We start from the raw sequence: 14,244 nt of genomic DNA, 5'->3' as shown, positions 1-14,244 counted from the left end.
GTATCACAACATGGGGTCTGTCACCGGCGCAGGCGTTGCCGAAATTTCCAACCAGTTGGAATATGATGATGAGGTCACCTATCACGCCACGCGCAAGGTGTATGATCTGGGCCGACGGCAGGATGACCGTCCATGGTGCCTGACCGTCAGCTTTACACACCCGCATGATCCTTATGTCGCGCGCAAGAAATACTGGGATCTGTATGAGGATTGCGCCCATCTGCTGCCGGAGGTTGGCGATCTGGGCTATGATGCGCAGGACGCCCATTCCAAGCGGATTTTTGACGCCAATGACTGGCGCAGTTTCGACATCACCGAAGAGGACGTGCGCCGGTCGCGCCGCGCCTATTTCGCCAACCTGTCCTATCTGGATGACAAGATTGGTGAGGTCTTGGAGGCCCTGCGCGGCACCCGGCAAGAGGAGGATACGGTCATCCTCTTCGTCTCGGACCACGGCGACATGCTGGGCGCGCGGGGGTTGTGGTTTAAAATGTCGTTTTTTGAGGGATCGGCCCGCGTGCCGCTGATGATCGCCGCCCCCGGTATGACACCTGGGCGCGTGGATGCACCGGTCAGCACGCTGGATGTCTGCCCAACGCTGTGTGATCTGGCCGGTGTGTCAATGGAAGAGGTCAAAGAGTGGACCACGGGCATCTCGCTGGTGCCCATGGGAAAAGGGCAGGAGCGGACCGAACCCGTCGCCATGGAGTATGCGGCGGAAGGTTCTTACGCGCCGATGGTTTCGTTGCGATACGGCAAATGGAAATACAACCGGTGTACGTTGGACCCGGATCAGCTTTTTGATCTTGAGGCCGATCCCCATGAATTGACCAATCTGGCGGAAGTGCCCGCGCATCAGGGCACTCTGAGCCAGCTCAAAGCCAAATCGCAAGCGCGATGGGATCTGGATGCTTTTGACGCGCAGGTACGTAAAAGCCAGGCGCGCCGTTGGGTTGTTTACGATGCCCTGCGGCAGGGCGGCTACTATCCATGGGACTACCAGCCACTACGCGATGCATCCGAGCAATACATGCGCAACCACATGGACCTCAACATCCTTGAGGACAGCAAACGCTTTCCGCGTGGTGAATGACATTTTTTGATTTGAATGACCCCTGTTGGAGACTTCGACATGACCCATCTTACACAACCCACCGCCAGCCATTTTATCAATGGCGCCTATGTTGAAGATATGGCCGGCGCGGCAATTGACGTGATCTACCCCGCAACGGGCGCGGTGATTGCCAAGGTGCATTCCGCCACGCCCACCATCATCGAACATGCGTTGATCAGCGCACGGAACGCGCAAGTTGAATGGGCGGCGATGACGGGCACAGAGCGAGGGCGCATTCTGCGCCGCGCGGCTGACATCATGCGGGAGCGCAATCATGATTTATCTGTTCTGGAGACCTATGACACTGGCAAACCCTATCAGGAGACCAGTGTTGCCGACGCCACCAGCGGCGCGGATGCGTTAGAGTATTTTGGTGGCATGGCGGCGACACTGACGGGCGAACACATCCAGTTGGGCGAGGACTGGGTCTATACCCGCCGCGAGCCCTTAGGAGTTTGCGTTGGCATCGGCGCATGGAACTACCCGACACAAATTGCTTGCTGGAAAGGCGCGCCAGCTCTGGCCTGCGGCAACACCATGGTCTTTAAACCATCGGAAACCACGCCTCTATGTGCCTTGCAAGTGGCGGAGATATTGCATGAAGCCGGGCTGCCTGCCGGGGTGTACAATGTCATTCAAGGCCTGGGCGATGTTGGTGCTGCATTGGTTGCCGATCCTTTGGTTGACAAGGTGTCGCTTACAGGGTCCGTGCCGACGGGCCGCAAGGTCTATGCCGCCGCCGCCGCCGGGATCAAACACGTGACCATGGAACTGGGCGGTAAGTCCCCAATGATCGTATTCGAAGACGCGGATATTGAAAACGCGATTAGCGGAGCCATTCTCGGCAACTTCTATTCGTCGGGGCAGGTTTGCTCGAATGGCACGCGGGTATTTGTGCATGCCGATATCAAAGAAGCCTTCCTGAAACGTCTGAGTGAACGCCTCGAAAACGCAGTGATCGGCGACCCGTTGCAGCCTGAAACCAGCTTTGGGCCGATGGTGTCAGAACGTCAGATGAACATCGTTCTAGACTACATCGCCAAAGGTAAGGCCGAAGGGGCGCGGCTGGTCTTTGGCGGCGGTCGGCTTGATCGCGAGGGGTATTACCTTCAGCCAACCGTGTTTGCTGATGTGTCCGACGACATGACCATCGCGCGCGAGGAGATTTTTGGTCCGGTCATGGCGGTGCTTGACTTCACAGACGAAGAGGATGTCATGACGCGGGCAAACGACACCGAATTCGGTTTGGCGGCGGGAGTGTTCACCCGCGATTTGGTTCGGGCACACCGCGTTGCCGCCGGGTTTGAGGCAGGCACCTGCTATATCAACACCTACAATGACGCACCGGTAGAGGCTCCTTTCGGCGGGTCAAAGGCCTCCGGCGTGGGGCGCGAAAATTCCAAAGCCGCCATCGCATATTACAGCCAGTTGAAATCTGTCTACGTGCGCATGGGCGATATGGAGGCACCGTTCTAATGAGTATGCCGCAATGTGAGACTGAGCCAGACCCAAAGGGCATGAAGCCCGTTGATGTCGTCAAGTGGATCGCCACTGTCATCCAGCTCATCGGTTACGGTCTGACCGGCCTGAACGTGGTGCCCTGGAACATTTTCGCGTTTTTTGCGGGCATTCTCCTGTGGTTTGCCGTTGGCGTCATGTGGAAGGACCGCGCGATCATGGTGGTTCATGTCGGTGCGTTCTTGTCTCTCTTTATCGGTTATCTGAACGCGTAAGGTATTTGAAAATGCAAGCGGATTTTGTGATTGTTGGCGCAGGTAGCGCGGGTTGTGCCATGGCCTATCGGCTCGCAGAAGCGGGGTCCTCGGTGATCGTAATTGAACACGGCGGCAGCGACGTCGGCCCCTTCATTCAGATGCCAGCCGCGTTGTCTTATCCGATGAATATGAAGCGCTACGACTGGGGGTTTTCATCCGAACCGGAACCGCAATTGAACAACCGCCGTCTGGCGTGCCCACGCGGCAAAGTGGTCGGGGGATCGTCCAGCATCAATGGCATGGTGTATGTACGCGGGCATGCAATGGATTTCGACCATTGGGCAGAGCAGGGCGCCGATGGTTGGGCCTATGCGGATGTTTTGCCCTACTACAAGCGTATGGAAAACTGGCATGATAACGGTCATGGCGGCGATCCCGCCTGGCGGGGGACGGATGGTCCCTTGCACGTGAGCCGCGGGCCACGCAAAAACCCGCTTTACCACGCTTTTGTGGATGCCGGACGGCAGGCTGGTTACGAAGCCACGGAGGATTACAACGGTCAGAAGCAAGAGGGCTTTGGCCCGATGGAGCAAACCGTTTGGCAAGGCCGCAGGTGGTCCGCCGCAAATGCCTACCTGCGTCCGGCGCTCAAAAGGGAAAACTGCACGTTGGTCAAGGGCTTGGCGCAGCGTGTCATTATTGAAGAAGGGCGTGCCACAGGCGTTGAAATTAAGCGCGGCGGGCGGGTCGAAGTGATCCGGGCGTCCCGCGAAGTGGTTTTAGCGGCTTCCTCGATCAATTCGCCAAAGCTATTGATGCTGTCTGGCATCGGTCCGGCGGCACATCTGGTCGAACATGGCATCGAGGTTTTGGCAGACCGGGCAGGTGTCGGGCAAAACCTGCAAGACCATCTCGAGCTCTACATGCAGATGGCGTCAAGCCAGCCGATCACGCTCTACAAACACTGGAACCCTGTGTCCAAGGCCTTGATCGGTGCACAATGGCTTTTTACCAAAACCGGCATGGGAGCGTCCAACCAGTTTGAAAGCACCGCTTTCATCCGCTCGCAGCCCGGTGTGCCTTATCCAGATATCCAATACCATTTTCTGCCTATTGCCGTGCGATATGATGGCAAGGTCGCAGCTGAAGGTCATGGGTTTCAGGCGCACGTAGGGCCAATGCGGTCAGAAGCACGTGGGGCGGTCAGCTTGGCGTCTGCTGATCCCGCTCAGGCCCCGCGCATCTTTTTCAACTACATGTCTGCAGAAAGCGATTGGGTGGATTTTCGACGTTGCATTCGACTGACCCGTGAAATTTTCGCGCAGGAAGCTTTCAAGCCTTTCGTCAAAAGCGAAATCCAGCCTGGGGCATTGGTGCAAACGGACGATGAGATTGATGCCTTCATCAAGGAGCACGCAGAAAGTGCTTATCATCCGTGTGGTACCTGTCGCATGGGGCGTGCGGATGATGCCAACGCCGTCGTCGACGCACAGGCGCGGGTTATTGGTGTTGAAGGCTTGCGGGTGGCAGACAGCAGCGTGTTTCCAAGGATCACAAATGGCAACCTGAACGCCCCCTCGATCATGGTGGGCGAAAAAGTATCTGATCACTTATTGAATCGCGCTCCTTTGGCACGCTCGAATGACGCGCCGTGGTTGCATCCGAATTGGGAAACGGCGCAGCGTTAACGCTTCGCTAACCTTGGTTAACATTTGTCCTTGTTTTGAGCCACCGCGCGGGCCATACGCGCGACATGCGAGTGATTTTGTTTTGTGTTTGGGCAGCTGCCACAGGGCTGCCAGTGGTTTCTTTTGCGACGCCCGGACTTGTCGGTTCGGTACGTGTGATCGACGGTGACACCATTGATGTTGGAGGCACCCGAGTTCGAATTCATGGCATTGATGCACCAGAGACCGCGCAAACTTGTAAAACCGAGCAAGGTCAGTCTTGGGCTTGCGGCAAATGGGTCGCCGCGCAAGTCACGACATTGTTTGGTGGGCGGCAGGCCCGCTGCGAAGCAATCACCAAAGATCGCTATGATCGGATTGTGGCGCGATGCTTTGTGCAAGGTCAGGACATAGGGCATGTGATTGTCAGTGAAGGATTGGCCTTCGCCTATCGAAAATATGCTACAGATTATGTTCTGGCGGAAAAAGCGGCCGCTGTTCGAGAGATCGGATTGCATGCCAGCCGTGTACAAAACCCCTCCCAATTCCGGCAAACGCGGGCCATCGGGCGCATACCGCCGGACCGCAATTGCAAGATCAAAGGGAATATTTCCGGCGCGGGCGGGCATATTTTTCACAAGCCCGGTCAGCGTTATTATGAACGCACGGGTATTCGACCTGAAAAGGGCGAGCGGTGGTTTTGTTCGGTGACAGAGGCCCGCGACGCAGGATGGCGTGCGGCCAAACTTTAGTCGATTTGGTAGGGCAGGACATCTCGAAGGTTCGGGTCAACCCTTAGCTTGCGTTCCAGCGGTGGTACAGCTCGCTGGTGGCATTTCGTCCGCTCGCAGATCCGACATGAAATGCCAATCGGTTCAAATGCCCCATCGCGTCCTATGTCCATGCCGTCCGCATAGACCAGATCTTTGGCGTGGCGCACTTCGCATCCCAAGGCAATGGCGTATCGCCGTACGGGAGCGCCAAAACGGCCCGCCGGTTTTGACACATCCCTTGCCAGGTTGATGTAGCGCACGCCGTCGGGGGTCTCCGCGAGTTGTCGCAGAAACTGACCCGGAAGTTCAAAGGCCCGGTGCACGTTCCAAAGCGGGCAGGCGCCGCCAAAACGCGCAAATTGTAAACGCGTGGCTGAATGGCGCTTTGTGATCGTGCCCGCCTGATCCACACGTACAAAGAAAAATGGGATGCCCTTGGCGCCCGGTCGCTGCAAAGTAGACAGCCGATGCGCAACCTGTTCGATCGAGGCCCCAAAATGACCGGCCAGAACCTCAACGTCATGTCGGCAGTCGCTTGCCTCTTGATGGAACGCGGCATAGGGCATCAATGCGGCTCCGGCGAAGTAATTGGCCAGCCCGATCTTGGCGATGGCGCGGGCTTCAGCGGTATGAAAGCGCGCAAGATCCAATGTGGCTTCCAGCAGAGCGTCTTGCTTGATCAGGGCGACTTGAATCAGCAATTGGAACGTTTGTGTCTCGGGAGGTGCGCGGCGCGACAAGGATAGTTCCCGCTTTTCAGGGTCAAATACGCGTGCCTTGTCAGTGTCGACGAATTTCACAGTGACACCGCTGTTTCCCAAAGCAGAAACGGCGGCAACTCTTATGTTGCGATGGCCGCCTTCCTTGTTCGCAAAGTGTTCGGCTGCGCGGTCTACGGCGTCGATGTAGTTGTCGCAGTAGTGGAAAAAATCGCGTACCTCCTCCCATGGGCCGGGCGTGGTGCGTGCGTCTTCCCGCCCCAGCACCTCATCAAGCGAGGCCAAACGTTCCTGCATTTGTCGATAGGTGCGGTGCAACTCCAAAAACGCATGGGCGAAACCGGGTGCATTTGAAGCCGCCAGTCGCAAGTCTGCCAGCGGTGGCAGCGCATCAGCGAAAAGTGGGTCAGCTATGGCCTCCCGCATATCACTAACAAGCCGTTCACTGTCTCCTGCGCTCAGCTCGGTCACATCCAAACCGAATTCCTGTGCGAGCGACAAGACAACCGTTGTGGACACCGGCCGGTTGTTGTTTTCCATCTGATTCAGGTACGGCAGGGATACGCCAAGTTTTGCGGCAAAGTCCTTTTGCGTATGCCCTAACCGGGTCCTTAACTCACGCAACTTGGCCCCGGCATAAAGTTTTTGTGTGGCCATCCACAATGCCCTTTCTGGCGAATTTGCAAATTAGCAGATCCGCAACACCTACCTTTGCAAATCAACCGGAGCAAGGTGCATTATTCTTGGTTAACAACCGGTTTAACGTACGCGTTTTCAAATGGTTTGAGGAAGCGCGGCCACTGTTTTTCGTGTGATTTAAGCATGGGTGACATCTTCTTTGGCAGGGCGCTCGCAAGGGCGATAACTGGTTTTGATATGGCTTTTCTTAAAGCGCCATGCGCCGTTCGCGCCGATACACCATCAAGATCGAAACCACAGCGGCAGTTGACGTTGCCAGCATAATAAAGAGCAAGGGGAACGCACCCGATTCTACACTTAGTGATGCACCGGCAAGGATACTAAGGGCAGCGCCGCCACCGATCATGATCGCGCCACCTAAGCCAGAGGCTGATCCTGCCAAATGGGGGCGAACAGACAACATGCCAGCCGTTGCGTTCGGGATAACAAGACCGTTTCCCAATCCCACAAAAGTCATTAAGCCGAAAAAGCTGAGAGCGCTTCCGTAGCCTGACAAAAAGATCATCAATGACAGGAAAATACCACCGGCATTGATCAAGCTACCAATTAAAACGAGTTTGTTGAGACCGATGCGTTGGGCCATCATTCCGGTGAACATATTGCCAAAAAAATATCCCAGCGCAGGAGCGCCGAAATAGATACCAACCCAGAACGGCGACAAACCAAAGACGACGGACCCGACAAATGGGCCACCACCTAGATAGGCAAAAAAGGCGCCAGAGCAAAATCCCGCCGCAAGAGAGTATCCCCAAAATCGAGGCGATGTCAGGAGTTCGGGGTATTCCGCGAATTGTTGCGGTAGTGTTCTACCACTTTTGCTTGCGGTTTCGCCAAGGTCAGCCCAGGCGAGCCAGAAAGTCAGACCGCCCAGTAAAAACAGGACCCAAAAATTTGACCGCCACCCAAAGATTTCATCCAAAACACCGCCCAGCATCGGGCTGATCATAGGAACCACAGCCATGCCCATTGTGACATACCCGATCATGGACGCGGCGCGGTCTTGGTCGAACATATCCCGCACGGCCGCGCGGCTGAGGACCATGGCGCTGGCAATAATCGCCTGACATACGCGAAAGATCAGGAAAACTTCAGCGGTAGTGGCATAGATGCACCCGATTGTTGCCAGCAAAAACAACCCCAGCCCCCATAGAATGACAGGGCGGCGCCCGTATTTGTCGGAAATCGGGCCAATCAGGATTTGCAGCACTGCACTCACCCCAAGGTACAGTCCCACAGACAATTGCATCGTGCTGTAGTCTGTTTGGAAATACGCAGTCATGTTCGGCAAACTGGGCAAGAACATGTTCATCACCATTGCAGACATACCAGACAGCAGTATGAGCGTCGCAATATGCGGCGGAGAGCGCCTGTCTAAAAAATGTACGACGGGGGGATTTCGCATGTGCAATCCGTAGGCTAGTGTTTCAAGGATGTCCACGCGCTGCGGGCTTGCGTCGCTCGAATGTTTGCTGATTTGCAGTATTCAAAACAAGCTGTGCATATGCTTTGCAAATTTGCCAAATTCCCCTTCGATCCGGTCAGGTTTGGCGATATGGTGCCGCAACACAACGCAACGGGGACACCATGAAAGATATTCTGCAACAGCTGGAAGAGCGTCGCGAAACCGCCCGAATGGGCGGCGGGCAAAAACGCATCGACGCCCAGCATGGACGCGGCAAACTCACAGCGCGCGAACGTGTGGATCTGTTGCTCGACGAAGGCAGTTTTGAAGAGTTTGATATGTTTGTGACGCATCGCTGTACCGATTTTGGCATGGCGCAGCAAAAACCTGCCGGCGATGGCGTGGTTGCGGGCTGGGGAACGATCAACGGTCGTCTGGTATATGTGTTTAGCCAGGATTTTACAGTTTTGGGAGGATCAGTATCTGAAACCCACGCCAAGAAAATCTGCAAGATCATGGATATGGCTGTGCAAAACGGCGCGCCCGTTATCGGAATTAACGACTCAGGCGGCGCCCGCATCCAGGAAGGTGTTGATTCGCTAGCAGGCTATGGCGAAGTTTTCCAACGCAATATTACGGCTTCTGGCGTTGTGCCTCAGATCAGCGTGATCATGGGGCCATGCGCGGGGGGTGCCGTGTATTCGCCTGCGATGACGGATTTCATATTCATGGTCAAAGACAGCTCATATATGTTCGTGACCGGCCCGGATGTGGTCAAAACCGTGACCAACGAACATGTCACCGCAGAAGAATTAGGGGGCGCTTCAACCCACACGCGTAAAAGCTCCGTCGCAGATGCAGCTTTTGAAAACGACGTGGAGGCCTTGGCAGAGGTGAGACGACTGGTGGATTTTCTGCCCTCGAACAACCGCGAGAAGCCGCCTGTCCGACCGTTTTTTGACGATCCAAATCGCCTGGAGGCCTCGCTGGATACTCTGGTGCCCGAGAACCCGAATACACCGTATGACATGAAGGAATTGATCCTAAAGCTCGGGGACGAAGGTGACTTTTACGAAATTCAGGAAGACTTCGCGAAGAATATCATCACGGGTTTCATTCGGCTGGAAGGACGTACAGTCGGCGTGGTGGCGAACCAGCCAATGGTATTGGCTGGATGCCTCGATATCGACAGTTCACGCAAAGCAGCCCGTTTTGTCCGGTTTTGCGATGCTTTTGAGATTCCGATTTTGACCTTGATTGATGTGCCGGGTTTCTTGCCGGGTACCGGTCAGGAATACGGTGGCGTGATCAAGCACGGTGCAAAACTGCTTTTTGCCTATGGCGAAGCCACAGTACCGATGGTCACGGTGATTACGCGCAAAGCCTATGGCGGTGCCTATGTGGTGATGTCATCCAAACATTTGCGCGCTGATTTCAACTATGCCTGGCCGACAGCGGAAGTGGCGGTCATGGGGGCTAAAGGGGCAACCGAGATCATTCACCGCGCAGATCTGAAGGATCCCGAGAAGATTGCCAAGCACACCGCAGACTATGAAGAGCGTTTTGCAAATCCGTTTGTGGCGGCCGAGCGCGGATTTGTGGACGAGGTGATCATGCCGCGCACAACACGTAAACGGATTGCACGTGCCTTTGCATCCCTGAGAAACAAACAAGTTCAGATGCCGTGGAAAAAACACGACAATATTCCGCTCTAGGGACCTGCAAAATGGTGAGTTCCTACAAAACCGATGATGCGCCCGTGTGTGCAGCTCTGGTTTCCGATGGCTCGACTGCCGGAACGCGTTGCCTGGTGAATAGGCAATTGCCGACATTGGCTGGCGCGGCGCGCACCCCTTTTTTTACTGGTCTCGTCACGACGATTGGGCAGGTGATGGAAAGCCCTATGATTGTTCGGAGCGCCTATTATCTCGATCAAAACAAAGCAGCGCCCGGTCAGTGGTTCAACCAGGTACCTACACTGTTGTTGGCTATCATGGCTGAAGCAAGTGGTGTTTTCCGAAGCAAGCATTTGAACGCAGGTCGGAGAAACCTTGCATGACGCGACTTTGGAAAAATCAGGCTTTTACAATTGCCCATGCCGATGATGGCAAGTTCAAGGGTGCAGGGTTGCGCCCGTTTTTCGAATATCGTGATTTGGGCATCCATGAGGCAACAAAGGGCGCATATGGAGCGCATGTCATTCGCGCGGTGCCGGGCATGGAAAGTCCCGCAGCGTGGCATAGCCATGATCTGGTGTTTCAAATGGTCTATGTGACTCAAGGGTGGGTTGTGTTTGAATATGAAGGGTCCGGCGAACACATGTTGCGCGCGGGGTCCTGTGTGCTCCAACCGCCCGGCATCAAACACCGTGAAGTTAGACATTCGGACGATCTTGAACTGCTGGAAGTTGTTTCACCGGCGGTCTTTGACACGCATGATGAGGTCGCCCTATGAGCCTGACCGCAAAGACGGCTTTTGCAATCGATCCTTTTGCGGTTCGTGCGTTGGACGTACCATCGGGCCAGCCGATCCAGTTGCATGACGTGCTGATCGACGAGGTTGGTTCAGAAAGCTGGTTACGGTTTCGATTTCTGGCACCAGAAATTGCGCGGGATAGGGGCACCATCAGTTTTGCGCAAGCGGAACCTGACTTGGAACATCTGTGCACGCAAGTCGCGCTTCCTTACATGGCCGAATTCGACATCGAAGCGGAAATTGTCTCTGTTGTGCTGCTGGACAAGCCCGTCGAATTCGGTGTGTCAGACCCGGAAGCCACGCAGTTTAACGATGTTTTCAGAGTGAACTCAGGTGCTTGTGTCTGGGAGGGGATATGAGGATGGTTCGTCATGACCAGGCACAGAACGTTAGTGTCTCAATCGATGCCAAAAGACGGTCACTGAAAAGTGGATTTATGCCGAGGGACGTTCTGAGAACCGGTTTTTTGACTGGTCATACGGTGAGATCGGGCATCGATTTTTTCAGGAACCAAATGGCGATACACCGAAATTTTCGGCTTGGATCGTCGGGAGTTTTGATGAGAGCATGTGAAAGTCAAAGTGTGCCCTATTGCTTGACCAGTTCGGGTGCAACGCTTTCGTGTTCGGATGAGTTCCTTAGCAGCAAAAGAATTTGCGCACTGATGCTTCGAGGCCGTTTGCAAGGGAACCACCGCCCATTGGCAAGCGAAGGATGTCTCAAAGTTAGTTGGGTATTCTCTTACGATCATATGCAAAACAGCCGAGAAAAACTGAGCTTATCATGCTGAAACATAAAGGTTTTCCAGGGCGTTTGCCTGGAACTGACTATCATTTTACGTTGCGCAGGTTTAATCCGCGAGGTGTCACTCCATTGACGGAACGGGCGCGGTACAATGATCGCAAGCCCGCAGATCGCAGGGCGGATTCTGCTTTTTTCAAGGCCCTGTGGGAGCATTTTGGTCCTGAACCCTTTGAACGTGGCAATTTGGATGCGGGCCGATTGTCGTGGTTGTTTGGGCGCGAGGTGGTTGCTGCTACTGACCCATTTAATCCGACCGACTATGAAGCCATGCTGAGGATCAACGAAAGCCTGGCACGTCAGTCCTTTCCGGAAGCTTTTGAAGGATGATCGGCGCTTTATTGCCTGCGAGCATGTTAAACCGGCGGGCATTGGCTCATCGCCGCGAAGTTCGACTGCAAACACTGGAAAATTCAACCCAGACGGGTATCGTCGAAAGTGCAGAAACGCGCGATTATCCCCGCATCGTGTCTGCGTACACTATTCGTACCCCTTCCCCTGGCGGGCAGTGCATCGCAACAACGGTGAAACTGCCCGCCTTTTTCTTGCGCCTTTGGGCCGCGCTGGGTTCTACAACATTGCCAAACTGTCATAATCGCAGTGTTGCGCTGAGATGTGGGCGCACGCCTTTTCTGAGTGAAATGGCATATGTGCCGCCAATTTCATGCGGGTACTTTCGCATCACGCCTGGATTTAACCATTTCTACAAGTACACGCTTGTCGGTTTGAAGAGCGTCGTTCAACGCGTGATACGGGGTGCTACGAGTTTACGTAAAAACTTGTTTTTGCATCGCTTAGCTGTCGCTTCGATTGTGGATTTTTCAAATGCCGATACCTCAAAAAGGACTTCCAATGTTTAACAAGATCCTGATCGCCAACCGGGGCGAAATCGCCTGCCGTGTGATAAAGACGGCCCGGAAAATGGGAATCAAGACGGTTGCGATCTATTCTGATGCAGACAAACAGGCGTTGCATGTGCAAATGGCTGACGAAGCGGTGAATATTGGTCCGCCGCCAGCCAATCAATCTTACATCGTTATCGACAATGTCATGGCCGCCATCAAATCCTCTGGTGCCGAAGCTGTGCACCCGGGTTATGGGTTTTTATCGGAAAACGCCAAATTCGCTGAAGCACTGGCCAAAGCAGGTGTCGCCTTTGTTGGTCCGCCAAAGGGTGCGATCGAGAAGATGGGTGACAAGATCACTTCTAAGAAAATCGCAAAGGAGGCGGGTGTCAGCACAGTACCGGGTTACATGGGCGTGATCGAAGATGCAGATGAAGCAATAAAGATCTCGAATGAAGTTGGTTATCCCGTCATGCTCAAAGCCTCCGCTGGTGGTGGCGGCAAAGGCATGCGGATTGCGTGGAACGATGCGGAAGCGCGCGAAGGATTTCAATCGTCCAAAACGAGGCCGCCAATTCCTTCGGCGACGATCGGATCTTTATCGAGAAGTTTGTCACCCAGCCACGCCATATCGAAATCCAGGTACTTTGCGATGCGCACGGCAACGGGATTTATCTGGGTGAACGTGAGTGTTCTATTCAGCGGCGTAACCAGAAAGTGGTCGAAGAAGCGCCCAGCCCCTTTCTGGATGAAGAGACGCGTAAAGCGATGGGCGAACAAGCCGTCGCGTTGGCTCAAGCGGTTGGATATACGTCGGCGGGCACGGTGGAGTTCATCGTGGATGGGGACAAGAACTTCTATTTCTTGGAGATGAACACGCGATTGCAGGTCGAACATCCAGTGACTGAATTGATCACGGATGTAGACTTGGTGGAGCAGATGATCCGTGTGGCCAATGGTGAAGCGCTGACCTTGAAACAGTCGGACGTGAAACTGAATGGATGGGCCATCGAGAATCGGCTCTATGCAGAAGATCCATACCGAGGGTTCTTGCCGTCAATTGGACGGTTGACGCGGTACCGCCCCCCGGCAGAGGTTTCGGAGCCCAGCCATGCAGTGCGCAATGACACCGGCGTCTATGAGGGTGGTGAAATCAGCATGTATTATGATCCGATGATTGCCAAACTCTGCACCTGGGCCCCAACCCGAAGTGAAGCGATTGAGCGGATGCGGGTGGCCTTGGACAGTTTTGAAGTCGAAGGGATTGGCCACAACCTGCCGTTTCTGTCGGCAGTCATGGATCATCCCAAATTCGTCTCGGGTGATATGACCACCGCATTTATTGCCGAAGAATATCCGGATGGGTTTGAAGGTGTAACCCTGGCAGAGCCTGAATTGTACCGGATCGCTGCCGCATGTGGTGCCATGCACCGGGTCGCTGAAATACGCCGCGCGCGGGTGTCCGGGCGCATGGACAATCACGAACGCAAAGTCGGCACAAGCTGGAATGTACGCCTGCAAGGCCACGCATATGACGTTACAATCGATGCAGATCAAACCGGTTCAAACGTTCGTTTTCAGGATGGCACCGAGATGCGTGTCGCGGGAAATTGGACGCCGGGCGATCAATTGGCGGAAATGACCGTGACGGATGCGCCCTTGATCCTGAAGGTTGGGAAAATCAGCGGCGGTTTCCGCATTAGAACGCGCGGCGCTGAGATGAAAGTGCATGTGCGAACCCCGCGCCAGGCAGAGCTGGCCCGCAAGATGCCCGAGAAGCTTCCACCTGATACTTCCAAAATGCTGCTGTGCCCAATGCCCGGTCTGGTAGTGAAACTCGATGTGACGGTGGGCGATGCGGTCGAGGATGGCCAGTCGTTATGCACGATCGAAGCTATGAAAATGGAGAATATTCTGCGTGCCGAACGAAAGGGCGTAGTTTCGAAGATCAACGCCGCCGCCGGCGACAGTCTTGCCGTCGACGATGTCATCATGGAATTTGAATGAAACTATGCCTTTGTGCAGCACGACAAT

The 14,244-nt window shown here is 54.8% G+C and carries 13 protein-coding genes and 1 pseudogene; 12 read left to right on the top strand and 2 right to left on the bottom strand.

The genetic code is table 11. The features are described from left to right. From betC to AB8B75_RS08465, 5 genes are all read left to right on the top strand, one after another. The coding region (gene betC, locus AB8B75_RS08485) for a choline-sulfatase (protein ID WP_405361393.1) at positions 1-1,093 on the top strand (1,093 nt) is incomplete at its 5' end. 39 nt (positions 1,094-1,132) lie between these two features. Next, positions 1,133-2,590, top strand: a complete 1,458-nt coding sequence (gene betB, locus AB8B75_RS08480; protein ID WP_405361392.1) for a betaine-aldehyde dehydrogenase — start codon at positions 1,133-1,135, stop codon at positions 2,588-2,590. Next, a complete protein-coding gene (locus tag AB8B75_RS08475) occupies positions 2,590-2,847 on the top strand; it encodes a DUF6552 family protein (protein ID WP_405361391.1) in 258 nt (85 codons plus the stop codon). The genes betB and AB8B75_RS08475 overlap by 1 nt, the downstream gene beginning before the upstream one ends. A gap of 11 nt (positions 2,848-2,858) precedes the next feature. Further along, positions 2,859-4,517 carry a choline dehydrogenase gene (betA, locus tag AB8B75_RS08470; RefSeq protein ID WP_405361390.1) on the top strand — a complete coding sequence of 553 codons (1,659 nt, stop codon included), beginning with the start codon at positions 2,859-2,861 and terminating at the stop codon, positions 4,515-4,517. Positions 4,518-4,582: 65 nt separating this feature from the next. Next, positions 4,583-5,248: a thermonuclease family protein gene (locus AB8B75_RS08465; RefSeq protein ID WP_405361388.1), complete on the top strand. Its 666-nt coding sequence runs from the start codon at positions 4,583-4,585 to the stop codon at positions 5,246-5,248. Here AB8B75_RS08465 and AB8B75_RS08460 read toward each other — a convergent pair. Together AB8B75_RS08460 and AB8B75_RS08455 are read right to left on the bottom strand one after the other, a co-directional pair. Further along, a complete protein-coding gene (locus AB8B75_RS08460) occupies positions 5,245-6,645 on the bottom strand; it encodes a short-chain fatty acyl-CoA regulator family protein (protein ID WP_405361387.1) in 1,401 nt (466 codons plus the stop codon). The two genes, AB8B75_RS08465 and AB8B75_RS08460, sit on opposite strands and share 4 nt — an antisense overlap. A 229-nt stretch (positions 6,646-6,874) precedes the next feature. Next, the gene (locus tag AB8B75_RS08455) at positions 6,875-8,089 is read right to left on the bottom strand and encodes a multidrug effflux MFS transporter (RefSeq protein ID WP_405361386.1); all 1,215 of its coding nucleotides are present in this window, start codon (positions 8,087-8,089) and stop codon (positions 6,875-6,877) included. Between the two features lie 182 nt (positions 8,090-8,271). Between AB8B75_RS08455 and AB8B75_RS08450 the strand changes: the two genes are divergently transcribed. From AB8B75_RS08450 to AB8B75_RS08420, 7 genes and pseudogenes are all read left to right on the top strand, one after another. Then, on the top strand, positions 8,272-9,804 hold the full coding sequence (locus AB8B75_RS08450; protein ID WP_405361385.1) for an acyl-CoA carboxylase subunit beta: 1,533 nt from the start codon (positions 8,272-8,274) through the stop codon (positions 9,802-9,804). A gap of 11 nt (positions 9,805-9,815) precedes the next feature. Beyond that, positions 9,816-10,148 carry a hypothetical protein gene (locus tag AB8B75_RS08445; protein ID WP_405361383.1) on the top strand — a complete coding sequence of 111 codons (333 nt, stop codon included), beginning with the start codon at positions 9,816-9,818 and terminating at the stop codon, positions 10,146-10,148. Further along, positions 10,145-10,543, top strand: coding sequence for a cupin domain-containing protein (locus AB8B75_RS08440; protein ID WP_405361382.1), 399 nt, complete (start codon positions 10,145-10,147; stop codon positions 10,541-10,543). Before AB8B75_RS08445 ends, AB8B75_RS08440 begins: the two co-directional genes overlap by 4 nt. Beyond that, complete coding sequence (locus AB8B75_RS08435; protein WP_405361381.1) at positions 10,540-10,923, top strand: DUF6497 family protein; 384 nt, start codon at positions 10,540-10,542, stop codon at positions 10,921-10,923. The genes AB8B75_RS08440 and AB8B75_RS08435 overlap by 4 nt, the downstream gene beginning before the upstream one ends. 424 nt (positions 10,924-11,347) lie before the next feature. Beyond that, entirely contained in the window at positions 11,348-11,695 is a 348-nt protein-coding gene (locus AB8B75_RS08430; RefSeq protein WP_405361379.1) for a hypothetical protein, read from the top strand. Then, positions 11,692-12,225 carry a hypothetical protein gene (locus AB8B75_RS08425; RefSeq protein WP_405361378.1) on the top strand — a complete coding sequence of 178 codons (534 nt, stop codon included), beginning with the start codon at positions 11,692-11,694 and terminating at the stop codon, positions 12,223-12,225. The genes AB8B75_RS08430 and AB8B75_RS08425 overlap by 4 nt, the downstream gene beginning before the upstream one ends. Beyond that, positions 12,218-14,217 (top strand): annotated as a pseudogene (locus AB8B75_RS08420) (acetyl-CoA carboxylase biotin carboxylase subunit). Before AB8B75_RS08425 ends, AB8B75_RS08420 begins: the two are co-directional and overlap by 8 nt. The last annotated feature ends 27 nt before the right edge of the window (positions 14,218-14,244 follow it).

This window comes from Roseobacter sp. (assembly GCF_045106495.1).
Classification (GTDB): Bacteria; Pseudomonadota; Alphaproteobacteria; order Rhodobacterales; family Rhodobacteraceae; genus Roseobacter.
This window is presented reverse-complemented; position numbering and strand designations above follow the sequence as displayed.